Raw genomic sequence first — 26,022 nt, 5'->3', positions numbered from 1 at the left:
GTGAAGGGGACGTGACAGGGGTCACTTCTTGCTGTCGATTACTGCCTTCATCACACTCCTGGCGATCGGAGCGGCGAGACCGCCACCGGAGATGTCGTCCCGGTTGGCGCCCTCGTCCTCGACCACCACGGCGACGGCGACCGGAGAGCTGCCGTCGGCGAGCTTCGCGTACGAGATGAACCAGGCGTACGGGTTCTCGCTGTTGTCCACACCGTGCTGGGCGGTACCGGTCTTGCCGCCCACCGTGACGCCGTTCTCGTTGATCTGGGCGTTGGTGCCGGTGCCTTGCTTGACGACCGTCTCCATCATCGACTGAAGGATCTGGGCGTTGTCCTTGGACAGCGGTTCGCCGAGCTTCTCCGGCTCGGTCTGCGAGACCACGTCCAGGTTCGGGGCCTGCAGCTTGTCGACCATGTACGGCTTCATCAGCGTGCCGTCGTTGGCGACCGCCGAGGCGACCATGGCCATCTGCAGCGGGGTCGCGGCCGTCTCGAACTGGCCGATGGAGCTGAGCGCCGTCTGCGGCTTGTCCATCGACTTGGGGAAGACGGAGGCGTTGGAGCGCACGGGCGTGAACTGCTGCGCGTTGAAGCCGAACTTCTCGGCCTCCTCCAGCATCTTGTCCTTGCCGAGGTCGGCGCCGATCTTGCCGAAGACCGTGTTGCAGGAGTAGCGCAGCGCGACCCGCATCGTCGCGTTCTTGCAGGGGATGTTCCCCTCGTTCTTCAGCTCGGTCGTGGTGTCCGGCAGCGTGTACGGCAGCGGCGAGTCCGTCTTCTGGTCGGCGGACGAGTACAGCCCGTTCTGCAGCGCGGCCGCCGCGGTGACCACCTTGAAGGTGGAGCCCGGCGGGTAGGTCTCGCGCAGTGCCCGGTTGAGCAGCGGGTCGTCGGGGTTGTTCTTCTTCAGGAGCTTGGTCCAGGCCTTGGAGTCCGTCGTGGTGGAGTTCCCGGCGAAGGTCGACGGGTCGTACGACGGAGTGGAGGCCAGTGCCAGGATCGCGCCCGTCTTGGGGTCGATCGCCGCGACGGCGCCCTTGCCCTGCTTCAGCAGGCCCTGGTAGGCGGCCTTCTGCGCGGCGGCGTTGAGGGTGGTGACGACGTTGCCGCCCTGCTTCTTCTTGCCCGTGAGCATGTCGAGGGTGTTGCGGAAGAAGAGCCGGTCGTCGTTGCCGGTGAGGATGCCGTCCTCGATGCTCTCCAGCTGGGTGGCGCCGAAGGCCTGGGAGGCGTACCCGGTGACGGGCGACCACATCGCGCCGTCCTTGTAGGTGCGCTTGTACTCGAAGTCGTTGATGCCGCCCTTGGCCGACTTGACGGCCCCGGTGATCGGGTTGCCGTCGACGATGATGTCGCCGCGCGGGGTGGCGTACCGCTCGATGGCGACGCGGCGGTTGTGGGTGTCGGTCCGCAGACTGTCCGCCTGGACGTACTGGATGTAGTTGTCGCGGATCAGCAAGGCGAGGACGAGGAGCCCGCAGAAGATCGCGATCCGGCGCAGGGGCTTGTTCACGGGCGGACCACCTGGGTCATCTCGGCGTCGGGGCTGGGTGCGGGCGCGGGCGCGGGGCGGCGGGCGGTGTCGCTGATTCTGATGAGGATGCCCATCAGCGCCCAGTTGGCGATGACGGAGGAGCCTCCGTAGGCCACGAACGGCATCGTCATACCGGTGAGCGGGATCAGGCCCATGACGCCGCCGGCGACGACGAAGACCTGGAGCGCGAAGCCGCCGGAGAGGCCCACGGCGAGGAGCTTGCCGAACGGGTCGCGGGCCGCGAGCGCCGTACGGATGCCGCGCTCCGCGATCAGGCCGTAGATGACCAGGATCGCCATGATCCCCGCCAGGCCGAGTTCCTCGCCGAAGCTGGCGAGGATGAAGTCGGAGTTGGCGGCGAACCGGATGAGTTCGGAGTGGCCCTGTCCCCATCCGGTGCCGAGCGTGCCGCCGGAGCCGAAGGCCCACAGCGCCTGCATGGCCTGCTCGGAGTGGAGGATGCCGTCGTGGGTTCCGGCCTGGCTGAGCTTGTACTCGTGCAGCGGGTTGAGCCAGGCCTGGACACGGGTCTGGATGTGCGGTTCGAAGCTCGCGACGCCCACTGCGCCGACCGCCGACATCAGCAGACCGAAGACGATCCAGCTGGTCCGTTCCGTGGCGACGTACAGCATGATCACGAACATGCCGAAGAACAGCAGCGAGGTACCGAGGTCGGTCTCGAAGACCAGGATCAGGATGGAGACGAACCAGACCACCAGGATCGGGCCGAGGTCGCGTCCGCGCGGCAGGTAGAGGCCCATGAAGCGGCGGCTGGCGAGGGCCAGCGCGTCGCGCTTGACCATCAGGTAGCCGGCGAAGAAGACCGCGAGGATGATCTTCGCGAACTCGCCGGGCTGGAGGGTGCCCAGGCCGGGGATCGAGATCCAGATCTTGGCGCCGTAGATGTTGGCGCCGAGGCCCGGAACCAGCGGCAGCAGCAGCAGGATCAGGGCGCCGAACATGGAGATGTAGGTGTACCGCTGCAGGACCCGGTGGTCCTTGAGGAAAATCAGGACGACGACGAACAGGCCGATGCCCAGCGCGGTGTACATCAGCTGGCGGGGCGCGGCCGGGGCGAAGTTGGGCAGCGACCGGAGCAGCTTGGACTGGTCGAGGCGCCAGATCATCACCAGGCCGAGGCCGTTGAGCAGCGTCGCCAGCGGCAGCAGCAGCGGGTCCGCGTACGGGGCGAACTTGCGCACCGCGAGATGGCCCACGCCGGCGAGGAGGCCGAGCCCCAGGCCGTAGCTCAGCAGGCCGGGCGGCACCGAGTCGTTGATGGCCAGGCCCACGTTGGCGTAGGCGAAGACCGGGATGACGACCGCGAACACCAGCAGCGCGAGCTCGGTGTTGCGCCGGCTCGGCGTGCCGATGGAGCCGATCGTCGACGTGTGGTGCGTCGGCGTGTTCGTACTACTGCTCATGGTGTGACAGGGCCCCTCACGGCTTCTTACTGCTTACCGCACAGCGAGACCAGCTTCTGCTCCTCGTCGGAGAGGCTGGGGCCGGGTGTGGGAGTGGGTGCGGTCTTGGACGGGTTCGACGACGGCGAACTCGAGGAGTTCGGTGACGGCGTCGCGCTGGACGTGGCCTTGGACGTGAGTGAGGTGCTGGTGGTTCCCGTGGTCCCACCCGCCCCGTTCTCACCGGTCTTGGCGTTGTTCTGTGTCTCGGCGGAGCGGCGCTCGGAGTTCTTCCTGCACGCGGACGCCTGCACCGCGAGCTCGTCGATCTTGGACCGGGCGTCGTCGAGACCGCCCTCCGCGATGGTCGCCTTGACCTGCTTCTGCTGGTACGGCGGGAGGTACTTGAGTTCGATCTCGGGGTGGTCCTTCTCCACCTTCGAGAGCGAGACCCAGGCCAGGTCCTGGCTGATACCGCGGTACAGCGCGACGTGCTGCCCGTTGCTGCCGACGTAGTACTGCGTCTGCGTCCACCGGTACCCGCCGTACGCGCCACCGCCGAGCACGGCGAGCGCGAGCACGGAGTAGAAGGATCGCTTCAGCCACTTGCGGCCGGTGCGCGGCTTGACGAAGTCCTCGTCCGAGTAGTCGGCGAAGCCGCCCGCGGGGGCGTAGCCGTCGGCCTCGCCGCTGCCGGGCGGCCCGAACTCGCCGCCGCCGCCCTGGCCGGGCACCTGACGGCCGAGGCCGGAGGCGCGGCCCGCGGGGGTCTGCATGGCGCCGTTGTCGTGCAGCTGGTGCTGGTTCTCGGCGACCGCGCCCACCACGACGGGGGTGTCGGAGAGCTGGGCGGCGAGGGTGTCGCCGGAGTCGATGTCGAGGACGTCGGCGACGATGACGGTGATGTTGTCGGGGCCGCCGCCGCGCAGCGCGAGCTCGATCAGGTTCTGGACGGTCTCCTGCGGGCCCTGGTAGCTGGCGAGGGTGTCCTCCATCGTCTGGTGCGAGACGACGCCGGAGAGTCCGTCGGAGCAGATCAGGTAGCGGTCGCCGGCGCGGACCTCGCGGATGGAGAGGTCCGGTTCGACGTGGTCGCCGCTGCCCAGCGCGCGCATCAGCAGGGAGCGCTGCGGGTGGGTGGTGGCCTCCTCCTCGGTGATCCGGCCCTCGTCGACGAGGCGCTGGACCCAGGTGTGGTCCTGGGTGATCTGCGTGAGGACGCCGTCCCGGAGCAGATAGGCGCGGGAGTCGCCGACGTGCACGAGACCGAGGCGCTGGCCGGTCCACAGGAGCGCGGTGAGGGTGGTCCCCATGCCCTCCAGCTGGGGGTCCTCCTCGACCATCATCCGGAGCTGGTCGTTGGCGCGCTGCACGGCGGTGCCGAGCGAGGTGAGGATGTCGGAGCCGGGCACGTCGTCGTCGAGCGCCACGATGGTGGAGATCACCTCGGAGGAGGCGACCTCACCGGCGGCCTGGCCGCCCATCCCGTCGGCGATCGCGAGCAGCCGGGGACCGGCGTAACCGGAGTCCTCGTTGCCCTCGCGGATCATGCCTTTGTGCGATCCGGCGGCGAAGCGCAGTGACAGACTCATGCGCACCTCGCCCGTCGGCTCCGGGTACATCCGCACGGTGCCCACCCTCCGGTCGGGAGCGCGCCGGGGTCCTTCGTGTGGACCGCCGCTGCGTGCTCGCTCCGCTCGCGCTCATTCATGACGTAGCACTACTTCCGCAGCTCGATGACGGTCTTGCCGATGCGGATGGGTGCACCCAGCGGGATCGGCGTGGGAGTCGTCAGTCGGCTCCGGTCGAGATACGTGCCGTTGGTGGAGCCGAGGTCCTCGACGATCCACTGGCCGTCCCGGTCCGGGTAGATCCTGGCATGGCGGCTGGACGCGTAGTCGTCGTCCAGCACGATGGTGCTGTCGTGCGCGCGGCCGAGGGTGATGGTCTGCCCCTGGAGCGCGACCGTGGTGCCCGTGAGGGTGCCCTCGGAGACGACGAGTTTGGTGGGGGCGCCGCGGCGCTGGCGGCCGCCGCCGGCCGCCGGCGCCTGCTGGCGCTGCGGCGGTGGTGCCGCGGCCTGGCGCGCGGCCTGCTGCGGCCTGGCCGCGTCCCTGCGCGAGCCGCGCTGTGTGACACGCGTTCCGAACAGGTCGCTGCGGATGACCTGCACGGCCACGATCACGAACAGCCACAATACGGCCAGGAAACCCAGCCGCATGACCGTGAGGGTCAGCTCTGACATTGCCCCCGCTTCACCCTTCGGCTTGCCGGTAAATGATGGTGGTGCTGCCCACGACGATCCGCGAGCCGTCGCGGAGCGTAGCGCGGGTGGTGTGCTGCCCGTCCACCACGATGCCGTTGGTGGACCCGAGATCCTGGATCGTCGAGGGCGTTCCGGTCCGGATCTCACAGTGCCGGCGCGATACGCCGGGGTCGTCGATCCGCACGTCGGCTTCGGTGCTGCGGCCCAGCACCAGCGTCGGGCGGGAGATCTGATGGCGGGCGCCGTTGATCTCGATCCAGTGGCGGGTACGGCCACCGCCCGCCGGTCCCGCGCTCGCGCCGGGCCGGTGCCCCATGGGCGTGGGCCCCGGGCGCCCGGGCGGCGGCGCGGACGGCATGGGAGGCGCGGCGGCCGGCGGGTAGCCGTAGCCGCCCTGGCCGCGCGGGGACGCCTGCGGGGGACCCGCGGGGGCGCGCTCGGGCGCCTGCTGGTCGGTGGAGGAGGCGAGCGTACGGCTGCGCACCCGGTACAGACCGGTGTCGAGGTCGTCCGCCTTCTCGAGATGGACCTTGATGGGGCCCATGAAGGTGTAGCGCTGCTGCTTGGCGTAGTCGCGCACCATGCCCGCGAGCTCGTCGCCGAGCTGGCCCGAGTACGGGCTGAGGCGCTCGAAGTCCGGTGTGCTCAGTTCCACGATGAAGTCGTTCGGTACGACGGTCCGCTCGCGGTTCCAGATCGTCGCGTTGTTGTCGCACTCGCGCTGCAGCGCTCCGGCGATCTCCACGGGCTGGACCTCGGACTTGAACACCTTGGCGAAGGTGCCGTTGACCAGACCTTCGAGACGCTGCTCGAATTTCTTCAGGACTCCCATGGGGCACCTCCTCCGTCGTAGCCGTCCTGGTACTGCGTGCTGCCTGTGCCGTACTGCGCACGGCCCGCCGCGTACGGTCGGCCGCTGTCGTCCTGGTCGTGCTGGTACTGCTTACTGATCGTATCCACGCGCCGGGAAATCGGCTGGTTCCCCCTGTCGGCCCGGTCGACGGCTTGTCGACGCCTTGCGAAGTCCCCCACCGAAGTTCCCTGCGAAGCGCCTTTTCGAACTCTTCCCTGCACTGCTCCTGCCAAGGATCGTAGAGGCGGCCCGGGACCAGTGTCCCGCACCCGACTGTGCACCCTGCCCTGCTGCAGGGGAGATGGCCTGGACCGGTACGAGGTTGATACGTGAACCGGTTCTCGTCGATACGTGGAGCGGCGGCGATGTGCTCGGGCCCCGGCGTACGGGGGTCCCCCGCGGCTCCGGGGCCCCCGGGGCCGCTCGGAAAGCGAGGTGAATCCGCCCCGGCCACCGTGCTAATCTTCTGCATGTCGGAAGGGGCCAGCACCGCACGGTGGGGCACCGGAGGACACACCCAATGCGCGGGTGGCGGAATAGGCAGACGCGCTGGATTCAGGTTCCAGTGCCCGAAAGGGCGTGGGGGTTCAACTCCCCCCTCGCGCACCAGTGAAGAGGGCCCGTCGTGATCACGACGGGCCCTCTTCCGCATGCTCGGACCCGGGTGGACCCGGGTGGACCCGGGTGGCCGGCGCGGGATCCGAGTGTGTTCTGTCTCTCAATTTTTCCCCGGGGTTTCCTCAGCTCCTCCTCGGGCCGCCGGAAGCGGGTATCAGAGGTGGGCGCGCAGGGGCAGGTGGATCTCCAGGAGGGTGCCCGTGGGGGTGGCCTCGGTGATGCGGGTGCGGCCGCCGAGGTCTTCTATGCGGTCCGTCAGGGAGCGCAGGGACTCGGCGGAGCGGGGCGCGGGCCCGTCGTCGGTCACCTTCGCGTAGAGCCACCGTCTGGTGACGCGTACGACGGTGTCCACCCGGCGGGCGCCCGAGCGGGCCAGGCGGTCGCGCAGGGCCTCGCGCAGGGCGAGGAAGGTCTCCTCCCGGTACCGCTCGGAGAGGGTCCGCTCGTCCCCGACGACCTCGACGGACGTCCGGACGCCGAGGCCCGCGCGGGGGCGGGGGCCCGCGAGGAAGGCCTCCAGGGCCTCGCGCAGGGGCGGCAGGCCGGCTCGGTGGCGCAGGCCGCCGATGAGCGCCTGGTTCTGTCTCGCCGCCTCCGTCAACGCCCGCTGCGCCGAGGCGAGATGGGCGGTGAGGGCGGAGGGAGTGGGGGCGCCGGGGGTGTGTTGTGGCGTCGTGGTCGGCGCGGGGGCCGTGGCGGCGGCCGTCGTGGCCGCTTCGAGGCTGAGGCGGGCCGTGGACAGGGCGCCGCCCAGTTCGTCGTGGAGCTGCCTGGCCAGCCTGCGGCGCTCACCACGGCCGTCGTCGCCCGACCAGGCCCCCTCGCCGGTCTCCCGGACGACCTCGCCCAGGCGCCGGACCACCGCGACCGCCCGCGGCAGCGCGCCCTCCCGGTGGGCGATGCCGTGTTCCAGGACGTGCAGCAGGGCGCACTCCAGGAGCAGCGCGACGGCGGCCGCCACCTGGTGGGGGGAGGCCGCGGGCGGGGCGACGGGGCCGGGCGGGCCGTCCGCGGCGGGGGACACGGGCGGCGTGGCGAGGGCGGGGGCCTCCGCGGCCCGCGCGAGGACGGTGCGCGCGAACTCCGTCAGCGTGCCGCGCAGCGCCGGTACCTCCGCCTCGGCGGGGTCGAGCACGGTGGGCAGCCCGGCGGTGAAGCGGTCCAGGACGGCGCCGGTCTCCCAGGTCCCCAGGGTGTCGCCGGGCGCTCCGGTGCCGGGGGCCCGGCGCGGTGACATCCGGGACGCCGCACGGACCAGGCCCTCGTGCAGTGCTTCGCCGAATCCGCTGCCGACGACCGGCGCGGCGCGGGGAACGGAGACGGCCGGGGGGACGGGCGCGGGTGCGGTCGTGCCGCTCATCGGACTCCTCAACGCTCGGGTGACGCTCGGGTGCCGGGGCAACGGGCCGTCGCCAACGTAACAAACAGACTTGTCTGATTGTCAAGGGTCGGCGGGTGTTCCGGGTGAGGTGTGGCCACGGGATCGCCGTCCCGTCAAGAGCCAGGTCATGGGTAAGAGCAGCAGAATGTATGGGGATCGGATGAAGGTCTGCGTTCACAGGGCTGTCAGGTAAAACAGGCATGGTTGTATGATTCCGGTTGTTGCTGGCGCCCATGGGCACCCGCGCGCTCCTTCATGCCAAGCGCAGGAATAGGCAGGTGCAGCCTGATGCAGACTCGGTCCGAACAGACCCGTCAGGCTCTCGTCCGTGCCGCGGCGGAACTGATAGCGAACGGCCGGCTCGCCGATGCGGGTCTGGTCAACATCTGCCGCCGCGCCGGAGTGAGCCGGGGGGCTCTCTACCATCACTTCTCCTCCATCGCGGAGTTGAACGCGGCCGTCTACGAGCGGGCGCACGAGCGGGTCGTCGCGCTCATGGACGAGGCCTTCGGGAGCGGTCCCTTGGAGGACGCCCCCGAGCGCCTCCTGATCGCCTTCTGCGAGGCCCTGCGGACGGAGGAACTCGTGCGGGCCGGCATCCAGTTGGCGGTCGACGGCTCGGTGGGGCCGCCCAGGCTGCGCGACGACGTCCTGTCGCTCGTACGCGAGCGCGTCGCCGCCACGCACCGGGGCGCGGTGCCCGCCCCGGAGGACCTCGCCGACCTCGCGGTGGTGGTGGCCGCGGGGCTGGAGACCCTGGGGCACACCGACGCCGACTGGTGGGACGCCAGGACGTCCAAGAGGCTGTGGGCGCTGTTGCGGCCGCTGTTCGCGGGGCGGGCCGGGGGCGGCGCGGTCGGCCCCGGTGCCGACGACTCACTGGGTGCCGTGGGTGCCGTGGGTGTCGGGGGTACGGAGGGGGCGGGACGGCGTGGGGAAGGGGAGCGGGTCTGAGATGTCTCCGTGTGGCGTGCGTGCGCCGGTGGAGGGGCGGGCGGCTGCGCGGTGAGGTAGCCGTGCCGGGGGCGTGCGGCGCGGGGGTGCCCGCATGGCGCCGGGGTGCGGCCGGGCGTGCGAGTCGTCCCCGCGTGGGGGTGGGGCGGGAGGGTCCGTGCCGCCCGGGAGCGTGGATCGGCCGTGTGCCGTCCGGACGAGTGCCTGTGAGCAGGCGTCAGGCGACGGGCGCGAGGGGTCAGGAGCCCGGGCGCTGGGGTGAGCCGTGCGGCGGTGCCCGGGTGCGGCCGCGGACGGGGACGGGGTGCGGCGGGGCGTCGGTGACGCGCTACGGGCCGGGAGTGCGCGGCGGCCGTCCTCGGGTGCGTGGATACGCGGGCGGGCGCGGGCGGGTGTCGCGGTTCCGGGGCCCGGGTCGCGTTCCCGTACCGGGTGGGGAGCGTGGTCGGTCGCGGGGCCGGGCGGAGGCTTGGGGGAGCCTGGCCGCTCGGCGGCGTCGAGCCGGGTTCCGTCCGGCCGGGCGGGGCCGGTGCGGTGCGGTCTGTCCTGTCCGGCGAGGACCGGTCCGGACCGTCGGGATGCGCGTGGTCTGCGGGATGCGTGAGGCCGATGGGGCCGGCGTGACCGGCGGGGTGCGGCCGGCCGGGTCCGGTGGTGCTCAGGCGTCCTCGGAGGGCGCCGTGACGGACGTGCGCAGGCGGCCGAGCAGGCCGGGGGTGGCCAGGCCGGGCAGCACGAAACGCCAGAACGCGCCGATGCGTTCGGGCAGGTCCGCGCGGTTGCTGTACACCTGCGACATCAACTGCAGCCCGGTGAAGGCGCCGACGATGGTCGAGGTGGCTTCCCGGATGTCGACGCCCGGCAGGATCTCGCCCTGTTCGTCGGCCTGCCGCAGCAACGCCAGGATGGCCGCGCCGGACTGCTCGTACGCGGTCTGCGGCGGGCGTGAGAAGGACGTCTGCTCGACCGCGAGCCGCACGCTCGCGCGCAGCACCGGGTCGTGCTGGAGACGCTGGGCGAACTCCAGGGTCAGATCGATGACCGCCTGGAGCTTCACCGCACGGTCCGGCACCACGAGTGCCTCGCTGTGCGCGGTGACCAGGGCCACGGCGATCGCTTCCTTGGAGGGGAAGTGGTGGTAGAGGGCGCCTCGGGTGAGACCCGTGCGCGCCAGGATGTCGTTGGTGCTCGCCGCGTCGTAGCCGCGCTCGTCGAACACCCGGGCCGCGGACTCCAGGATCGAGTGCCTCGACCTCGTTCCGCGTTCTTGTGTCGCCATGCCAGGTCCTTGCTCTCGCCCACCAAAATTTTACCGACTGGTCTGTATTGTATCGGCAAGGCGGCACGCCGCCAGGGGGCGGGAGTATTCGCTTCCGGTTCGGCTCGGTTTTCGGTCGGTCCGGGACGTTGTCCGTGGAGGGCACTTCAGTGGGCCTTCAACCGGCCTGCAACCGGCCTTCAGTGAGCCTTGAGCAGGACTTCGGCCGTCCTGCGGCGACGGCCCCGTGCGGGGTGTGCGGGTGCACGGGCCGTACGGGGTGTGCGGGTGCACGGGGCGGCCCCGCGGTGGGTCCGGGGCGTCCCGGGCGGCCGCCTTCGACCGCCCGGGGCTACGGGTGGCCGAGCCGGAAGCCGACCCCCCGGACGGTGATGATCCAGCCGCTCGAACCGAGCTTGCCGCGCAGACTGCTGACATGGGTGTCGATCGTGCGGCCCCGGTGGGACCAGGTGTCGTCCCAGACCTGGGCCATGAGCTGGCGGCGCGGCATCACGGTGCCGGGCTGCGAGGCCAGCAGGTGCAGCAGGTCGAACTCCTTGCGGGTCAGGTCCACCGGCTCCCCGTCCAGGGTGGCCACCCGGGTGCCGACGTCGATGCGCAGCGGCCCGTGGGTGATGACCTGGGCGGACGCCGGCTGCTGTCGTACCCGACGCATCACCGCCTCCATCCGGGCCAGCAGTTCACGGAAGCCGTAGGGCTTGACCAGGTAGTCGTCGGCGCCGGCCTGCAGTCCGAGCACGCGGTCGAGCTCGGAGCCGCGCGCGGTGACGGCGATGACCGGGGTGTCGCAGACCGCCCGGATGCCCCGGCACACCTCCAGCCCGTCCAGGTCGGGCAGGTCGAGGTCGAGCAGCAGGAGATCGGCGTCGCGGTGCGCCTGGAGCGCCTTGGTGCCGGTCGCCACGCTCTGCGCGGCGTACCCCTGCCGCAACAGGCCCTGGACCAGGGAGTCCGCGGCCCGCGCGTCGTTCTCCACGACCAGGACGCGCAGGGCTCCGGCCGGCGGGCCGGGGCGGTCGGTGGCGGCGTGTGCGGCAACCGGCCGCCCGGGGTGCGGAATCGTGGGTCGGTGCGGGAGATTGCGCTGCGATCGGACGTCGAGTAGATCCACGGCTTGCCGATTCATCTGCTCCTCCTGAGGCACAGTCTCGTCATCACGGAACGGACTGCTGAACGCTCACCTTGAGGACGATAGCAAACAGACTTGTCTGATTGTCAACGTGTTCCGTGCCGCCCGCGCGCCGCCTCGTTCCTCCACCGGAAATCATCAACTGACCTGCGTAGACACGCACTTCTTCGCCCTTTCGGGGCCAGGTCCGGTGCGCCCTCTGCTCGGCGCCGATCCCGTCTTCGGCCCGGCTTCCGTCCTCTAACCGTGCAGGTCTGCACGGTTTCGAGGAGGTGGAGGCGCAAGTGGCGCGATCGGGTCGTACCGGCCGGTAAGGGCGGCCTGAACCTAGAGGGATACTAAAGCTTTACTTGAAGAACCGAACAGACATGTCTGTATCTTGTGCGAGCAAGAGAACGTCGGCCACGGGGGGTGGCTGCCGACCGTACGGATTGCTGCCCCCTGCTCGGAAACAGACAGGAGTGCCGTACATGTCGTACACCACCTCCACCCGTGTGTCGGTCGCTGGCGATGTCGCGTCGGTGGCCACGAAGGCGCCCCGCACCACCGTGAGGGCTCCGCAGCCCCGGCTGACCACGACGGTTCCGCGCGAGTACGTCCATCGCGCGGCGGTCTCCGAAGTGCTGCTGACCGGCTGGGAAGCCGCCACGGGCCCGGCCGGGCCCGACCGCTCCGACGTCTTCGCGGTCAGTGCCCAATGGCCGCGCAGCCACTCGTTCTTCACCCAGTCCGGCGGCTATCAGGACCCGATGCTGCTGATCGAGTCCGTCCGCCAGATCGGCTCCCTGCTCGCGCACGCCGAGTTCGGCGTCCCCTTCGGGCACCAGTTCCTGATGTGGGACATGTCGTTCAGCACCTCGCCCGAACTTCTCGTCGCGGACGCCGTGCCCACCGAGGTCGAACTGCGCACCGTCTGCCGCGACATCGTCCGCCGGGGCCGCTCGCTCGGCGGAATGCGCTACGACGTCACCGTGCTGCGCGACGGGGAGGCCCTGGCCACCGGGGGCGCCGCGTTCAGCTGCACCAGTCCTGCGGTGCACCGCAGGCTGCGGGCCGGCCGGCCCACCACCACCGACCGCGTCGCGCCGCCGGGGATCGATCCCGCGGCCGTCGGGCACTCCGGCGACCGCCATGTGCTGCTCGCGGAGCCGGGGGCCGGGGCGGCGCCCGGCACCGGCGACCGCTGGGAGCTGCGCGTCGACACCGCCCATCCCACCTTCTTCGACCACCCCGTCGACCACATACCGGGCATGGTCCTGCTGGAGGCGGCCCGGCAGGCCGCCCTCGTCTCGACGGGCATGCCCGACGCCCTGCTGCTGGGTCTCAAGAGCAACTTCACGCGCTACGCGGAGTTCGACGCCCCCTGCTGGATCGAACCGAGCGTGGAACCGCACGGCGCCGACGGCGGCGTACTGGTGCGGGTGTGCGGCACACAGCACGCTGAGACGGTCTTCACCGCCGAGCTCCTCCTGAGCCCGCGCGGACGTTGAACCGGTGCACCGTCCGGGCCACTTGGCGAGCGTTCCCATCCGAGGAGAGTGTTCCGTGCCCACCCTTCTGATCACCGGCGCGGCCGGTTTCGTCGGCAGCCGTGTCACCCGCGAGGCGGAGCGGCTGCCGGTCGAGGCGAGACTGATGTCGCACCGCAGTCCGCTCCCCGGTTCCCTTTCCGGGTCCGGTGTCCGGACCGTACGGGCCGACCTGGGCGAACCCGCCTCCCTGCGCGGGGTCTGCGACGGCGTCGACGTGCTGATCCACTGCGCCTCGCGGATCGGCGGGGACGCCGAGGCCAACGAGGCCGTCAACGCCCGCGGGACGGCCGCCCTCGTGGAGGAGGCGTGCCGCGCGGGGGTGGCGCGCATCGTTCAGCTCAGCACCGCCTCCGTCTACGGCCGCGGTACCTTCCGCGGGAGCCGCCCCGAGGACCTGACGCGCAACCCGGGATCGCCCACCTCCCGCACCCGGGCCGCGGCCGAGGACGCCGTTCTCGCGGCCGGCGGCATCGTCCTGCGGCCGCACCTCGTGTACGGGGAGGGCGACGCCTGGGTGGTCCCGGGGCTGGCCCGGCTGCTCTCCGCGCTGCCCGGCACGGTGGAGGGCTGGCCGTCCCGGACGTCGGTGATCGAGGTGTCCGAGCTGGCCGCGCTGCTGGTGGCGACCGCGCTCGCCCCGGCCGCCGCCCTGACGGCCTCCATCTATCACGCGGCGCACCCGGAGCCCGTCGCCGTGGACGCCCTGCTGCGCGCGGTGGCCGCGTGCGTCGGCGTCGCGTGGCCGGACCGGGAACTGACCGCCGGCCGGGCGCGGGCGGTCCTGGCGGAACGCGGCGTACCGGCGTCGGGGCTCGACATGTTCACCACCGACCACGTCTTCGACAGCACCCCGCTCTGGTCCGATCTGCGCCGCGTTCCCGGCCCGGGGTTCGACACCGATTTCGCGTCTGCCGTGCCCTGGTACCGCAAGGCCCTGCACGCGGGCTGAGGGCGGCCGCGGTCCCGCCGGGCGGGTACCCCGTGCCCGGCCGGGAGGGTGCCCGCACGGCGCCGGGGGTGGCGGCACGGCGCGGGGGGCCCGCACGGCGCCGGGGATCCCGCGCGCCGGTGGCCCCTTCCGCGTCGCCGCGCGAGGAAGGGGGGTTCCCGGAGCCCGGACGGGGAGCCCGCCTTCCGGTCATGGACCCCGCCTTCCGGCCGCCGCCCCCTTACTCCGGCCGACCCGGCTTCCGGCGGCGCGGAAAACTCGCGGGAAGGCTGGAATCACCACCATGGAATGCTGTATTCCCGCTCTTTCCGGACCCGGCGGTTCCGCCCGTCGGGTCCGGCTTTTTGACGGAGGCCTGACCTTTTTCTTTCCTCTCCCGCAAACTGTTGCGCCGGGTCTGCGGATTCTGACCCAGTTCTGCAACGGGCCGTATTGAAGGGGGGTGTGGGCTCGAACAGTCTTGTGGCTCCGAGAGGAGTCAGGGGAGGCCCATCGTGCGCAAGGTGCTCATCGCCAACCGTGGCGAAATCGCTGTCCGCGTGGCCCGGGCGTGCCGGGATGCCGGGATCGCGAGCGTTGCCGTGTATGCGGAACCGGACCGGGACGCTGTGCATGTCCGAGCGGCGGACGAGGCGTTCGCGTTGGGCGGTGACACCCCGGCCACCAGTTATCTGGACATCGCGAAGGTCCTGAAGGCCGCCGGGGACTCGGGAGCGGACGCGGTCCACCCGGGGTACGGCTTCCTGTCCGAGAACGCCGAGTTCGCGCAGGCCGTGCTCGACGCGGGGCTGATCTGGATCGGTCCGCCCCCGCAGGCGATCCGGGACCTGGGTGACAAGGTCGCCGCCCGGCACATCGCGCAGCGTGCCGGTGCCCCGCTGGTCGCGGGCACCCCGGACCCGGTCTCCGGCGCGGAGGAGGTCGTGGCCTTCGCGAAGGAACACGGTCTGCCGATCGCGATCAAGGCGGCGTTCGGCGGCGGCGGCCGCGGGCTGAAGGTGGCCCGGACGCTGGAGGAGGTCCCGGAGCTGTACGACTCCGCGGTCCGTGAGGCGGTCGCCGCGTTCGGCCGTGGTGAGTGCTTCGTCGAGCGTTACCTCGACAAGCCCCGGCACGTGGAGACCCAGTGCCTGGCCGACACGCACGGCAACGTGGTCGTGGTCTCCACCCGGGACTGTTCGCTGCAGCGCCGTCACCAGAAGCTGGTGGAGGAGGCGCCCGCGCCGTTCCTGTCCCGGGCGCAGGTCGAGGAGCTGTACGCGTCGTCGAAGGCCATCCTCAAGGAGGCCGGTTACGTCGGCGCGGGCACGGTGGAGTTCCTCGTCGGGATGGACGGCACGATCTCCTTCCTGGAGGTCAACACCCGTCTGCAGGTCGAGCACCCGGTCACCGAGGAGGTCGCCGGGATCGACCTGGTCCGGGAGATGTTCCGGATCGCGGACGGTGAGGAACTCGGCTATGGCGATCCCGAACTGCGCGGTCACTCCTTCGAGTTCCGGATCAACGGCGAGGACCCCGGCCGGGGCTTCCTGCCCGCCCCCGGCACCGTCACCACCTTCGCCCCGCCCTCCGGCCCCGGCGTCCGCCTCGACGCCGGCGTGCAGTGCGGCAGTGTGATCGGTCCGGCGTGGGATTCCCTGCTGGCCAAGCTGATCGTCACGGGCGCCACCCGCGAGCAGGCCCTCCAGCGCGCCGCCCGTGCTCTCGACGAGTTCGAGGTCGGCGGGATGGCCACCGCGCTGCCCTTCCACCGCGCGGTCGTCCGCGACCCCGCCTTCGCTCCCCGGCCCGGGGGTCCCGCGGACCCGTTCACGGTCCACACCCGGTGGATCGAGACCGAGTTCGTCAACGAGATCCCCGCCTTCACCGCCCCCGCCGACGGCGAGACCGACGACGAGCCGGGCCGCGAGTCCGTCGTCGTGGAGGTCGCCGGGCGCCGGCTGGAGGTGTCGCTGCCGTCCTCGCTCGGCATGTCACTGGCCCGCACCGGACTCGCCGCGGGCGCCAAGCCCAAGCGCCGCGCCGCCAAGAAGTCCGGGCCCGTCGCCTCCGGCGACACCCTCGCCTCGCCCATGCAGGGCACGATCGTCAAGATCGCGGTCGAGGAGGGCCAGGAAGTCCAGGAAGGCGACCTCATCGTCGTCCTGGAGGCCATGAAGATGGAACAGCCCCTCAACGCCCACCGCTCCGGCACCGTCAAGGGCCTTACCGCCGAGGTCGGCGCGTCCGTCACCTCCGGTGCCGCGCTGTGCGACATCACCCACTGATTCATGAGCGGATTCTCGGTGAATTCGCTGTGCGGCCGTGCGGTCCTCCGATATTGCCTGCGGAATTCTGACCCGGTCTGACAATTACCTGACATGGGGAACATTGAAAGCGCACTTACCGCCCCGGATACTGAAACAAGAGCTTTCGTCAACTGTCGTGTGGTGGGCCCCGAGGAGAGGGAAACGTATGTACAGCACGCTGATTGTGGCTCGGATGGAACCCGGGTCGAGCGTCGACGTGGCCAGGATTTTCGGTGATTTCGACGACACGGAAATGCCGCACCGCATGGGAACGCGCCGGCGCCAGCTCTTCCAGTACCGGGGTCTGTACTTCCACCTCCAGGACTTCGACGCGGACAACGGGGGCGAGCTGATCCAGCACGCCCGGCACGACGCGCGCTTCGTCCGGATCAGTGAGGACCTGAAGCCGTTCATCGAGGCGTACGACCCGGCCACCTGGCGCTCTCCGGCCGACGCGATGGCCACCCGCTTCTACAACTGGGAGGCGTCCGCGTGACCGGCCGACGAGTCGTCATCACCGGCATAGAGGTGCTGGCCCCCGGCGGGGTCGGGGCGAAGAACTTCTGGAACCTGCTGAGCGAGGGCCGTACGGCCACCCGCCGTATCAGCTTCTTCGACCCCACCCCGTTCCGTTCCCGGGTCGCCGCGGAGATCGACTTCGACCCCGCGGAGCACGGCCTGAGCCCGCAGGAGATCCGCCGGATGGACCGCGCCGCGCAGTTCGCGGTGGTCGCGGCCCGCGGCGCGGTCGCCGACAGCGGCCTCGACCTCGACACGCACGACCCCTACCGGGTGGGCGTCACCATCGGCAGCGCGGTTGGCGCCACCATGGGCCTCGACGAGGAGTACAACGTCGTCAGCGACGGCGGCCGGCTGCGTCTGGTGGACCACGCCTACAGCGCCCCGCACCTGTACAACTACCTGGTCCCCAGCTCGTTCGCGGCCGAGGTGGCCTGGGCGGTCGGCGCGCAGGGCCCCAGCACGGTGGTCTCCACCGGCTGCACCTCCGGCATCGACTCCGTCGGCCACGCCGTGGAGCTGCTCCGGGAGGGCTCGGCCGACGTCATGATCACGGGTTCGTCCGACGCCCCGATCTCGCCGATCACGATGGCGTGCTTCGACGCGATCAAGGCGACGACGCCCAGGGACGACGCCCCCGAGCGTGCCTCGCGCCCCTTCGACGGGACCCGCAACGGGTTCGTCCTCGGGGAGGGCGCCGCCGTCTTCGTCCTGGAGGAGCTGGAGAGCGCCCGGCGGCGCGGCGCGCACATCTACGCCGAGATAGCCGGGTACGCGACGCGCTCGAACGCGTACCACATGACGGGTCTGCGGCCGGATGGCGCGGAGATGGCCGAGGCCATCACGACCGCGCTGGCCGAGGCGCGGATGAACGCGACCGAGATCGACTACATCAACGCGCACGGCTCCGGCACCAAGCAGAACGACCGGCACGAGACCGAGGCGTTCAAGCGCAGCCTGGGCGACCACGCGTACCGGACCCCGGTCAGCTCGATCAAGTCGATGGTCGGGCACTCGCTCGGCGCGATCGGTTCCATCGAGATCGCCGCCTCCGCGCTGGCGATGGAGAACCACGTCGTGCCGCCCACGGCCAACCTGACCACCCCCGACCCCAAGTGCGACCTCGACTACGTGCCGCTGGTCGCCCGGGAGCAGCTCACCGACGCGGTCCTGACGGTCGGCAGCGGCTTCGGGGGATTCCAGAGCGCCATGGTGCTGGCGCGTCCCGAGAGGAGCGTGGCATGACCACGACGGTGGTAGTGACCGGTCTGGGCATCGCCGCCCCCAACGGGCTGGGCACACAGGACTACTGGGCCGCCACCCGGACCGGCAAGAACGGAATCGGACGCGTCACCCGCTTCGACCCGTCGTCCTACCCGTCGACGCTGGCGGGCGAGGTCCCTGGCTTCGTCGCGGAGGACGTGCTGCCGAGCCGGCTGCTGCCGCAGACCGACCACATGACGCGGATGGCGCTGGTCGCGGCCGACTGGGCGCTCGCGGACGCCGGGATCGATCCCGCGGCGCTGCCGCAGTACGACATGGGCGTCGTCACGGCGAGTTCCTCGGGCGGCTTCGAGTTCGGCCAGGGGGAGCTGGAGAAGCTGTGGAGCCAGGGCAGCCAGTACGTCTCGGCGTACCAGTCCTTCGCCTGGTTCTACGCGGTCAACAGCGGCCAGATCTCCATCCGCAACGGGCTGAAGGGGCCCAGCGGCGTCATCGTCAGCGACGAGGCCGGCGGTCTCGACGCGGTGGCGCACGGCCGGCGGCTCATCCGCAAGGGCACGCCGATGATCGTCTCCGGCGGTGTCGACGCGTCGATCTGCCCCTGGGGCTGGGTGGCGCAGATGGCCGGCGACCGGCTCAGCACCAGCGACGAGCCGACGCGTGCCTATCTGCCCTTCGACGCCGACGCGTCCGGTTACGTACCGGGTGAGGGCGGCGCCATCCTGATCATGGAGTCGGCCGAGTCGGCCTGCGCGCGCGGCGCCCGGATCTACGGCGAGATCGCGGGCTACGGCTCGACGTTCGACCCGAGGCCGGGCAGCGGCCGCGAACCCGGTCTGCGCAAGGCGGTCGAACTCGCCCTCGCCGACGCGGACGTGGCACCCGGGGACGTCGACGTGGTCTTCGCGGACGCGGCGGGCGTGCCGGAACTGGACCGGATCGAGGCGGAGGCGATCTCCGGGGTCTTCGGCGTCCGGGGCGTCCCGGTCACCGCGCCCAAGACGATGACCGGCCGGCTGTACTCCGGCGCGGCGCCGCTCGACGTCGCCACCGCGCTGCTCGCCATCGAGGAGGGGCTGATCCCTCCGACGGTGCACGTCGATCCCGCCGAGGAGTACGGACTCGACCTCGTCCTCACCCAGTCCCGCCCCGCCCAGGTGCGTACCGCGCTGGTCCTGGCCCGCGGGTACGGCGGCTTCAACTCGGCCGTCGTCGTCCGCGCCGTCGACTGACCGGCACGGTTCGGCCGCCGTCCCGCACCCGCTCCACCGCTCCCCCGCGCCCCCTGCCGCCGCCCGTCGGCGGCAGTCCCCGGGACCGCCCGGGACCCGTAGCCCGACCGATCCACCGACCTGTCGCACCATCCCGACCTCGGAAGGAACCCACGTGTCCACTTCGGAATTCACCCTGGACGACCTGCGCCGCATCCTGCTGGAGGGCGCGGGGGTCGACGAGGGGGTCGACCTCGACGGCGACATCCTCGACGAGCCGTTCGAAGTGCTCGGCTACGAGTCACTCGCCCTGCTGGAGACGGGCAGCCGCATCGAGCGCGAGTACGGGATCGTCCTCGACGAGGACCTGCTGACCGACGCCGACACCCCGCGCGCCCTCATCGAGGCCGTGAACCAGCAGTTCGGCGCCGACGAGCCCGCCGCCGCCTGACCCCGAGGGCGTGCCCGGGCCGGGCGAAACCTTTCACCGCATCCGAGTCGTGCGTCCCGCCGCGGGTACCGCCGCGCCCGGACGCGGACCGGCCCGGCCCGGCCCGGGCCCGCCGCAGACCACACGCCACAGGAGAGGAAGCACATGTCAACGCTGGAGAAGCGGGTCGCTCTGATCACCGGGGCGACCAGCGGCATCGGTCTCGCGTCCGCCCGCGCGCTGGCCGCCGCCGGCCACCGGGTGTTCATCGGCGCGCGCAGCGCCGACAACGTGGCCGCGACGGTCAAGACGCTCCAGGACGAGGGCGTGGAGGCGGACGGCGGTGTCCTCGACGTCCGCGACCCGGCCTCGGCCGCCGCCTTCGTCCAGGCCGCCGTCGACCGCTTCGGCACCGTCGACGTCCTGGTCAACAACGCCGGCCGGTCCGGTGGAGGCGTCACCGCCGACATCGGGGACGAGCTGTGGGCCGATGTCATCGACACCAACCTCAACAGCGTCTTCCGGATGACCCGGGAGGTCCTCAACACCGGCGGCATGCGGCACAGGAGCCGCGGCCGGATCATCAACATCGCGTCCACGGCGGGTAAGCAGGGTGTGGTCCTCGGCGCCCCCTACTCCGCCTCCAAGCACGGCGTGGTCGGTTTCACCAAGGCCCTCGGCAACGAGCTGGCTCCCACCGGCATCACCGTGAACGCCGTCTGCCCCGGCTACGTCGAGACGCCGATGGCCCAGCGCGTACGGGCCGGATACGCCGCCGCCTACGACACCTCCGAGGACGCCATCCTCGAGAAGTTCCAGGCGAAGATCCCGCTCGGCCGCTACTCCACCCCGGAGGAGGTGGCCGGCATGGTCGCCTATCTCGCCTCCGACACGGCCGCCTCGGTCACCGCGCAGGCCATCAACGTCTGTGGCGGACTCGGCAACTTCTGAGCGGCACCCCGCCGCGGGCGTCCCCGTTCACCGCGGACGCCCCCACCATCGCAGGCTCCCCCACCGGCAGCCCGTACCCAGCCATGGAGAAGAAAGCGTCATGACGACCCGTGAGGTAGAGCACGAGATCACGATCGCCGCGCCCGCACCGGCCGTGTACCGGCTGCTGGCGGAGGTCACCAACTGGCCGCGGATCTTCCCGCCCACCATCCACGTCGACCAGGTCGAGCGGAACGGGTCCGAGGAGCGGATACGGATCTGGGCGACCGCCAACGGCGAGGCGAAGAACTGGACGTCACGCCGCACCCTGGACCCCGAGGGCCTGCGGATCACCTTCCGCCAGGAGATACCCGCCCCGCCGGTCGCGGCGATGGGCGGGACCTGGATCATCGAGCCGCTCGGCGACGACGCCTCCCGGGTGCGGCTCCTGCACGACTACCGCGCGATCGACGACGACCCGCACGACCTCCTGTGGATCGACCAGGCGGTGGACCGCAACAGCCGCTCCGAGCTGGACGCGCTGAAGAAGAACGTCGAACTGGCCCACGCGGCCGAGGAGGCGACGTTCTCGTTCGAGGACACCGTGCTCGTCGACGGCTCGGCGAAGGACGTCTACGCCTTCCTCAACGAGGCCCACCTGTGGCCCGAACGACTGCCCCACGTCTCCACCGTCCGCCTCCACGAAGACACCCCCGGCCTGCAGACCCTCGAAATGGACACCCGCGCCAAGGACGGCTCCCTCCACACCACCAAGTCCTACCGCGTGACCTTCCCCCACCACCGCATCGCCTACAAACAGACCACCCTCCCCGCCCTCATGACCCTCCACACCGGCCACTGGACCATCACCGAAACCGACGAAGGCGTCACCGCCACCTCCCAGCACACCGTCACCCTCGACACCACCACCATCCACACCGTCCTCGGCCCCCACGCCACCCTCGACGACGCCCGCACCTACGTCCACACCGCCCTCTCCACCAACAGCCGCGCCACCCTCACCCACGCCAAAACCCACGCCGAGAGCAGGCGTTGACGATGACGACGGACCAGCAGGACACCGGCACGGCCGCGCTGGACACCGACGTCCTCGTGGTCGGAGCGGGCCCCACCGGTCTGATGCTCGCCGCCGAACTGAGGCTGGGCGGCGCCGAGGTGGTCGTCGTCGACCAGCGCCCCGGCCCGACCACCGAGTCACGCGCCTCCACGCTGCACGCCCGCACCATGGAGATCCTCGACTCGCGCGGGCTGCTGGACGGACTCGGTTCGCCGCCGTGCGAGCCGCGCGGCCACTTCGGCGGCGTACCCCTCGACCTGACGCTGCCCGGCCCGTATCCGGGGCAGTGGAAGGTGGCCCAGACCCGTACCGAGGAGCTGTTGGAGCGCCGGGCGGCCGACCTCGGCGCGGATCTGTGGCGTCGGCACCAGCTGCTGTCCCTGACCGTGCGGGACGGAGCGGACGGTGCTCCCGAGGGGGTGGAGGCCGAGACCATCGGCCCGTACGGTCCGGTCCGCGTCCGGGCCCGCCATCTGGTGGGCTGCGACGGCGAGGACAGCACCGTGCGACGGCTGGTCCGGGCCCCCTTCCCGGGGCAGGACGCCAGGCGGGAACTGCTGCGGGCGGACGTCTCCGGGGTCAGCGTCGCCGACCGGCGCTTCCAGCGCCTGCGGCACGGGCTCGCCATCGCCGCCACCCGGGACGGGGTGACCCGGGTGATGGTCCACGAGTTCGGCCGGCCCGTCACCGAACGCGGCGGCGGCGAACCGGACTTCGCCGAGGTCACCGACGTGTGGAAACGCGTCACGGGCGAGGACATCAGCCACGGGACCCCGTTGTGGGTGAACGCCTTCGGCGACGCCAACCGCCAGCTCGCGCGGTACCGGCACGGCCGTGTCCTGTTCGCCGGGGACGCGGCGCACCGGCAGATGCCGAGCGGCGGGCAGTCCCTCAACCTGGGCGTCCAGGACGCCTTCAACCTCGGCTGGAAGCTCGCCGCGGTGGTGCGCGGCAGCGCCCCCGAGGGCCTGCTCGACACCTACGACACCGAGCGCCACACCGTGGGCCGCCAGGTCCTCGCCAACATCCGGGCGCAGGTCGAGCTGCTGCTCGGCGGCCCGGAGGTCGAACCGACCCGTGCCCTGCTCACCGAACTCCTCGCCGTGGACGGCGTACGCCGGCACCTGGCGGGGATGATCAGCGGCCTCGGCATCCGGTACGCCGTCGGGGGCGGCGCGGCCGACCCGGACGCCCCGGCCGACGAGGGCGAGCCGGGCGGCCGGGGCGCCGGGGCCGACGTCGTCCCCGGGGACGTTCCCCGCTCCGGTGACCCGGCCGGGCTGCACCCGCTCCTCGGGCGGCGGCTGCCGGACGCGTGGCTGGAACCGGTGGCGGGCGGCGGGCGGCGCCGTACGACGGAACTGCTGCGCACCGGACGCGGGCTGCTGCTGTCCCTGGCCGGGAACCGTGCCGGTGCCCGTGCCGGGACCGACGCGCTGCGCGCGGCGCTGGCCCCCTGGGCGGACCGGGTCGAGTTCGTGGCCGGCCCGCCCGAGGCCGGGGGCCCGCTTCCGGCGGGCCAGGCCCTTCTCGTACGCCCCGACGGGCACGTGGCCTGGGCCGGTCCGCGTCCGGACGGGCTGTCCGGGGCGCTGACCCGCTGGTTCGGCTTCCCGGCCGCCGGCGACTGAGCACGGCCGGACGACCGTACGCGGCCCCGGCGACCCCACCCGCCCGTGCCCGCGCGCGAGGAACCGCACACGACGAACCGCACACGAGGAACCGCACACGCCACCCACCGATGCGAGGCGCGCCCACGCGCGCGAGGAAAGGACACCCATGGACGCGCAGAGGGACGCGGACGTCATCGTCGTCGGCGCCGGACCGGCCGGGCTGATGCTGGCCGGGGAGCTGCGGCTGGGCGGGGCGAGCGTCATCGTCGCCGAGCGGCTGGAGCGGCCCACCGGACAGTCGCGCGGGCTCGGCTTCACCGCCCGCGCGATGGAGTCGTTCGACCAGCGGGGCCTGGTCCCGCGCTTCGGCGGCCTGGAGAAGAGCCCGATGGGGCACTTCGGCGGGGTGCAGTTCGACTACACCGTGCTGGAGGACGCCCACTTCGGGGCCCGCGGTGTCCCGCAGTCCCGGACGGAGGCGGTGCTGGAGGAATGGGCCCGTGACCTGGGCGCCGACATCCGGCGGGGCTGGGAGTTCCGGGCCCTGGAGCAGCACGGGGACGCCGACGGAGGCGGGGACGGAGCCGGAGACGCAGGCGAGGGCGGGGTCACCGTCACGCTGGCCACCTCCGCCGGGGAACGTACGCTGCGCGCCCGCTATCTGGTGGGCGCCGACGGCGGGCACAGCCCGGTGCGCAGGGCCGCGGGTTTCGACTTCCCCGGCACCCCGGCCACCCGGGGCATGTACCTCGCCGACGTCGTGGGCTGCCGGGTCGAGCCCCGCTTCCTCGGTGAGCGGCTGCCTGGCGGCATGGTGATGGCCGCGCCGCTGAAGGAGGGCGTGGACCGGATCATCGTCTGCGAGCACGGCACCCCGCCGGCGGACCGCAGCGAGACGCCGGAGTTCTCCGAAGTGGCGGCGGCCTGGCTGCGGTTGACGGGGGAGGACATCTCCGGCGGGAGCGCCGAGTGGGTCAGCTCGTTCACCGACGCCACCCGGCAGGTCACCGAGTACCGGCGCGGCCGGGTACTGCTCGTGGGCGACGCCGCGCACATCCATCTCCCGGCCGGCGGCCAGGGCCTGAGCACCGGGGTCCAGGACGCGGTCAACCTCGGCTGGAAGCTGGCCGCGACCGTGCGGGGCTCGGCCCCCGGGGGGCTGCTGGACACCTACCACGACGAACGCCACGCGGTCGGCGCCCGACTGCTGATGAACACCAGGGCGCAGGGCACGGTCTTCCTCGGCGGTCCCGAGTCCCAGCCGCTGCGCGAGCTGTTCGCCGAGCTCATCGGCCTCGACAGCGTCAAGCGCCATCTCGCCGGTGTGGTCAGCCACCTCGACGTCCGCTACGACCTCGGGGACGACGGACATCCGCTGGTCGGCCGCCGGCTGCCGCCGCGCGCACTGGAGACCGCCGCGGGCGAGGTCCGTACACCCGATCTGCTGCACCCGGCGCAGGGCCTGCTGCTCGACCTCGTCGACGACTCCGGGCCGCGCGCGGCCGCGGTCCGCTGGAAGGACCGGGTCACCGTCGTCACCGGTACCCCGCGGGATCCGGACGCCTTCGGCGGCGCCACCGCGCTGCTGGTCAGGCCCGACGGCTATGTCGCCTGGGCGGCCACCGGTACGGCGGAGCCGACCGCCGCGCTGCACCGCTGGTTCGGGGCGCCGGAGGGCGACTGAGCGCCGGAGCCCGCACCGGCGGCGGGCCGTCCCGGCGACCACGAGAGCCCGCACACCAGAGCAGGACCACGAGAGGAAGTAACCCAGTGAGCGTTCCCACGGCCGAGACCATCCCCTCGTCCGTATCCGCCCCGTCCGTGTCCGGCCCGGCCGTGTCCGCCCGGTCGCGACCGGGCCCGGCCGTGTCCCGTTCGTCCGTGTCCGGTCCGCCGGTGTCCGGATCGTCGGTGTCCGGGTCGTCGGCGGCGGGCCCGGCCATGTCGCCGGGGGTCCGTCCCGTCGCCCTGCGGGCCGGTGACATGACACTCTCCGCGCTGATCGCCCAGCCGGCCGGCCCGCCGCGGGCCACCGTCGTCGCGGTGCACGGCGGCGGGATGAGCGCGGCCTATTTCGACGGGCAGGCCCACCCCGACGTCTCACTGCTCGCCCTCGGCGCCCGGCTCGGCTACACCGTGGTCGCCGTGGACCGGCCCGGCTACGGGCTGTCCGCCGCGGACGCGCCGAGTGGCCAGACCCTGGCCGAACAGGCCGGCGCGCTGCACGCGGCCCTGCGCCACCTGGCCGCGCGCGCCGAGACGGGCGCCGGGGTGTTCCTGCTCGCGCACTCCTTCGGCGGCAAGCTGGCCCTGACCTACGCGGCCTGCCAGGCGGGCGATCCCGATCCGGCCGTACCGCCCCTGCTCGGGCTCGACATTTCCGGGCTCGGCCGGGACTACGCGGTCGACCCGGGCGACGGGCCCGACCCGCACCGGCACCGGAACTGGAAACGGAACTGGGGCGCGCTACGCCTCTATCCGCCGAACACCTTCCGCGAGGCGGAGGCCATGGTCGCGCCCATGCCCCCGCGGGAGCGGGCGGAGGCCCTGCAGTGGCCGCGCAGGTTCCCGGTCGCGGCGGCGGCGGTGCAGGTCCCGGTGCGGCTGACCTTCGCCGAACGGGAACTGTGGTGGCACCACGACGAGGACACGCTCGCCGACCTGGCCGCGCACTTCGCCTCGGCGCCGTCCGCGTCCGTCGACCGCCAGCCCGGCGCCGGGCACAACATCAGCCTGGGCTGGGCCGCCCGGACGTACCATCTGCGCGCGTTCGCGTTCTTCGAGCAGTGCCTCGCGCGCCGGACCGCGGACCCGTCCGTCACTCCCTGACGC

22 protein-coding genes and 1 tRNA gene are annotated in these 26,022 nt (G+C 72.0%); 14 read left to right on the top strand and 9 right to left on the bottom strand.

Annotated features, from left to right (window positions below; translation table 11 throughout):
* Nucleotides 1–21 precede the first annotated feature (21 nt).
* From OG776_RS21375 to OG776_RS21350, 6 genes are all read right to left on the bottom strand, one after another.
* A complete protein-coding gene (locus OG776_RS21375; RefSeq protein ID WP_148009312.1) occupies nt 22–1,512 on the bottom strand; it encodes a peptidoglycan D,D-transpeptidase FtsI family protein in 1,491 nt (496 codons plus the stop codon).
* Entirely contained in the window at nt 1,509–2,957 is a 1,449-nt protein-coding gene (locus OG776_RS21370; RefSeq protein WP_148009313.1) for an FtsW/RodA/SpoVE family cell cycle protein, read from the bottom strand. Before OG776_RS21370 ends, OG776_RS21375 begins: the two co-directional genes overlap by 4 nt.
* Before the next feature lie 26 nt (nt 2,958–2,983).
* A complete protein-coding gene (locus OG776_RS21365) occupies nt 2,984–4,528 on the bottom strand; it encodes a Stp1/IreP family PP2C-type Ser/Thr phosphatase (protein ID WP_261994527.1) in 1,545 nt (514 codons plus the stop codon).
* 128 nt (nt 4,529–4,656) lie between these two features.
* Nucleotides 4,657–5,181: an FHA domain-containing protein FhaB/FipA gene (locus tag OG776_RS21360; RefSeq protein ID WP_148009315.1), complete on the bottom strand. Its 525-nt coding sequence runs from the start codon at nt 5,179–5,181 to the stop codon at nt 4,657–4,659.
* 10 nt (nt 5,182–5,191) lie between these two features.
* Nucleotides 5,192–6,034 (bottom strand): FhaA domain-containing protein, encoded by an 843-nt coding sequence (locus tag OG776_RS21355; protein WP_148009316.1) that lies wholly within the window; start codon nt 6,032–6,034, stop codon nt 5,192–5,194.
* Nucleotides 6,022–6,162: a hypothetical protein gene (locus OG776_RS21350; RefSeq protein WP_187285617.1), complete on the bottom strand. Its 141-nt coding sequence runs from the start codon at nt 6,160–6,162 to the stop codon at nt 6,022–6,024. Before OG776_RS21350 ends, OG776_RS21355 begins: the two co-directional genes overlap by 13 nt.
* Before the next feature lie 415 nt (nt 6,163–6,577).
* Between OG776_RS21350 and OG776_RS21345 the strand changes: the two genes are divergently transcribed.
* A tRNA-Leu gene (locus tag OG776_RS21345) sits at nt 6,578–6,664 on the top strand.
* Nucleotides 6,665–6,827: 163 nt separating this feature from the next.
* Here OG776_RS21345 and OG776_RS21340 read toward each other — a convergent pair.
* Nucleotides 6,828–8,033: a sensor histidine kinase gene (locus OG776_RS21340; RefSeq protein ID WP_329322216.1), complete on the bottom strand. Its 1,206-nt coding sequence runs from the start codon at nt 8,031–8,033 to the stop codon at nt 6,828–6,830.
* 309 nt (nt 8,034–8,342) lie between these two features.
* Between OG776_RS21340 and OG776_RS21335 the strand changes: the two genes are divergently transcribed.
* Nucleotides 8,343–9,008, top strand: coding sequence for a TetR/AcrR family transcriptional regulator (locus OG776_RS21335; RefSeq protein WP_329322214.1), 666 nt, complete (start codon nt 8,343–8,345; stop codon nt 9,006–9,008).
* 658 nt (nt 9,009–9,666) lie between these two features.
* Here OG776_RS21335 and OG776_RS21330 read toward each other — a convergent pair.
* Nucleotides 9,667–10,287 carry a ScbR family autoregulator-binding transcription factor gene (locus OG776_RS21330; RefSeq protein ID WP_148009547.1) on the bottom strand — a complete coding sequence of 207 codons (621 nt, stop codon included), beginning with the start codon at nt 10,285–10,287 and terminating at the stop codon, nt 9,667–9,669.
* A gap of 331 nt (nt 10,288–10,618) precedes the next feature.
* The gene (locus OG776_RS21325; RefSeq protein ID WP_148009546.1) at nt 10,619–11,413 is read right to left on the bottom strand and encodes a response regulator transcription factor; all 795 of its coding nucleotides are present in this window, start codon (nt 11,411–11,413) and stop codon (nt 10,619–10,621) included.
* A 473-nt stretch (nt 11,414–11,886) separates the two neighbouring features.
* Here OG776_RS21325 and OG776_RS21320 point away from each other — a divergent pair, with 473 nt between their 5' ends.
* The 12 genes from OG776_RS21320 (at nt 11,887) to OG776_RS21265 (ending at nt 26,019) form a co-directional block, all read left to right on the top strand.
* A complete protein-coding gene (locus OG776_RS21320) occupies nt 11,887–12,906 on the top strand; it encodes a ScbA/BarX family gamma-butyrolactone biosynthesis protein (RefSeq protein WP_329322212.1) in 1,020 nt (339 codons plus the stop codon).
* Between the two features lie 55 nt (nt 12,907–12,961).
* Nucleotides 12,962–13,897, top strand: a complete 936-nt coding sequence (locus OG776_RS21315) for an NAD-dependent epimerase/dehydratase family protein (protein WP_329322210.1) — start codon at nt 12,962–12,964, stop codon at nt 13,895–13,897.
* A gap of 494 nt (nt 13,898–14,391) precedes the next feature.
* The gene (locus OG776_RS21310) at nt 14,392–16,164 is read left to right on the top strand and encodes an acetyl/propionyl/methylcrotonyl-CoA carboxylase subunit alpha (protein WP_329322208.1); all 1,773 of its coding nucleotides are present in this window, start codon (nt 14,392–14,394) and stop codon (nt 16,162–16,164) included.
* Nucleotides 16,165–16,351: 187 nt separating this feature from the next.
* Nucleotides 16,352–16,681 (top strand): TcmI family type II polyketide cyclase, encoded by a 330-nt coding sequence (locus OG776_RS21305; RefSeq protein ID WP_148010173.1) that lies wholly within the window; start codon nt 16,352–16,354, stop codon nt 16,679–16,681.
* A complete protein-coding gene (locus OG776_RS21300; protein WP_148010172.1) occupies nt 16,678–17,949 on the top strand; it encodes a beta-ketoacyl-[acyl-carrier-protein] synthase family protein in 1,272 nt (423 codons plus the stop codon). The genes OG776_RS21305 and OG776_RS21300 overlap by 4 nt, the downstream gene beginning before the upstream one ends.
* Nucleotides 17,946–19,160 (top strand): ketosynthase chain-length factor, encoded by a 1,215-nt coding sequence (locus tag OG776_RS21295; RefSeq protein WP_148010171.1) that lies wholly within the window; start codon nt 17,946–17,948, stop codon nt 19,158–19,160. Before OG776_RS21300 ends, OG776_RS21295 begins: the two co-directional genes overlap by 4 nt.
* Before the next feature lie 154 nt (nt 19,161–19,314).
* On the top strand, nt 19,315–19,590 hold the full coding sequence (locus OG776_RS21290) for an acyl carrier protein (protein ID WP_148010170.1): 276 nt from the start codon (nt 19,315–19,317) through the stop codon (nt 19,588–19,590).
* 144 nt (nt 19,591–19,734) lie between these two features.
* The gene (gene fabG / locus OG776_RS21285) at nt 19,735–20,520 is read left to right on the top strand and encodes a 3-oxoacyl-ACP reductase FabG (protein ID WP_148010169.1); all 786 of its coding nucleotides are present in this window, start codon (nt 19,735–19,737) and stop codon (nt 20,518–20,520) included.
* Between the two features lie 100 nt (nt 20,521–20,620).
* A complete protein-coding gene (locus tag OG776_RS21280; RefSeq protein WP_329322206.1) occupies nt 20,621–21,556 on the top strand; it encodes an aromatase/cyclase in 936 nt (311 codons plus the stop codon).
* A gap of 2 nt (nt 21,557–21,558) precedes the next feature.
* Complete coding sequence (locus OG776_RS21275) at nt 21,559–23,208, top strand: FAD-dependent oxidoreductase (protein WP_329322204.1); 1,650 nt, start codon at nt 21,559–21,561, stop codon at nt 23,206–23,208.
* 148 nt (nt 23,209–23,356) lie between these two features.
* Nucleotides 23,357–24,874 (top strand): FAD-dependent monooxygenase, encoded by a 1,518-nt coding sequence (locus OG776_RS21270; protein WP_329322202.1) that lies wholly within the window; start codon nt 23,357–23,359, stop codon nt 24,872–24,874.
* Nucleotides 24,875–25,131: 257 nt separating this feature from the next.
* On the top strand, nt 25,132–26,019 hold the full coding sequence (locus tag OG776_RS21265; protein WP_148014283.1) for an alpha/beta hydrolase: 888 nt from the start codon (nt 25,132–25,134) through the stop codon (nt 26,017–26,019).
* Nucleotides 26,020–26,022: the final 3 nt, after the last annotated feature.

It is taken from the genome of Streptomyces sp. NBC_01689, assembly GCF_036250675.1.
Lineage (GTDB): Bacteria > Actinomycetota > Actinomycetes > Streptomycetales > Streptomycetaceae > Streptomyces.
The sequence above is the reverse complement of the archived record's forward strand: the minus strand, read 5'-3'. Positions and strand labels throughout refer to the sequence as shown.

Excerpts from the sequence above, each read along its gene's own strand:
- OG776_RS21325 (WP_148009546.1), bottom strand. The coding sequence starts at position 11,413 with ATGAATCGGCAAGCCGTGGATCTACTCGACGTCCGATCGCAGCGCAAT.
- OG776_RS21275 (WP_329322204.1), top strand. The coding sequence starts at position 21,559 with ATGACGACGGACCAGCAGGACACCGGCACGGCCGCGCTGGACACCGAC.
- OG776_RS21330 (WP_148009547.1), bottom strand. The coding sequence starts at position 10,287 with ATGGCGACACAAGAACGCGGAACGAGGTCGAGGCACTCGATCCTGGAG.
- OG776_RS21360 (WP_148009315.1), bottom strand. The coding sequence starts at position 5,181 with ATGTCAGAGCTGACCCTCACGGTCATGCGGCTGGGTTTCCTGGCCGTA.
- OG776_RS21340 (WP_329322216.1), bottom strand. The coding sequence starts at position 8,033 with ATGAGCGGCACGACCGCACCCGCGCCCGTCCCCCCGGCCGTCTCCGTT.
- OG776_RS21270 (WP_329322202.1), top strand. The coding sequence starts at position 23,357 with ATGGACGCGCAGAGGGACGCGGACGTCATCGTCGTCGGCGCCGGACCG.
- OG776_RS21365 (WP_261994527.1), bottom strand. The coding sequence starts at position 4,528 with ATGAGTCTGTCACTGCGCTTCGCCGCCGGATCGCACAAAGGCATGATC.
- OG776_RS21335 (WP_329322214.1), top strand. The coding sequence starts at position 8,343 with ATGCAGACTCGGTCCGAACAGACCCGTCAGGCTCTCGTCCGTGCCGCG.
- OG776_RS21320 (WP_329322212.1), top strand. The coding sequence starts at position 11,887 with ATGTCGTACACCACCTCCACCCGTGTGTCGGTCGCTGGCGATGTCGCG.
- OG776_RS21370 (WP_148009313.1), bottom strand. The coding sequence starts at position 2,957 with ATGAGCAGTAGTACGAACACGCCGACGCACCACACGTCGACGATCGGC.
- OG776_RS21265 (WP_148014283.1), top strand. The coding sequence starts at position 25,132 with ATGTCGCCGGGGGTCCGTCCCGTCGCCCTGCGGGCCGGTGACATGACA.
- OG776_RS21280 (WP_329322206.1), top strand. The coding sequence starts at position 20,621 with ATGACGACCCGTGAGGTAGAGCACGAGATCACGATCGCCGCGCCCGCA.
- OG776_RS21305 (WP_148010173.1), top strand. The coding sequence starts at position 16,352 with ATGTACAGCACGCTGATTGTGGCTCGGATGGAACCCGGGTCGAGCGTC.
- OG776_RS21295 (WP_148010171.1), top strand. The coding sequence starts at position 17,946 with ATGACCACGACGGTGGTAGTGACCGGTCTGGGCATCGCCGCCCCCAAC.
- OG776_RS21355 (WP_148009316.1), bottom strand. The coding sequence starts at position 6,034 with ATGGGAGTCCTGAAGAAATTCGAGCAGCGTCTCGAAGGTCTGGTCAAC.
- fabG (WP_148010169.1), top strand. The coding sequence starts at position 19,735 with ATGTCAACGCTGGAGAAGCGGGTCGCTCTGATCACCGGGGCGACCAGC.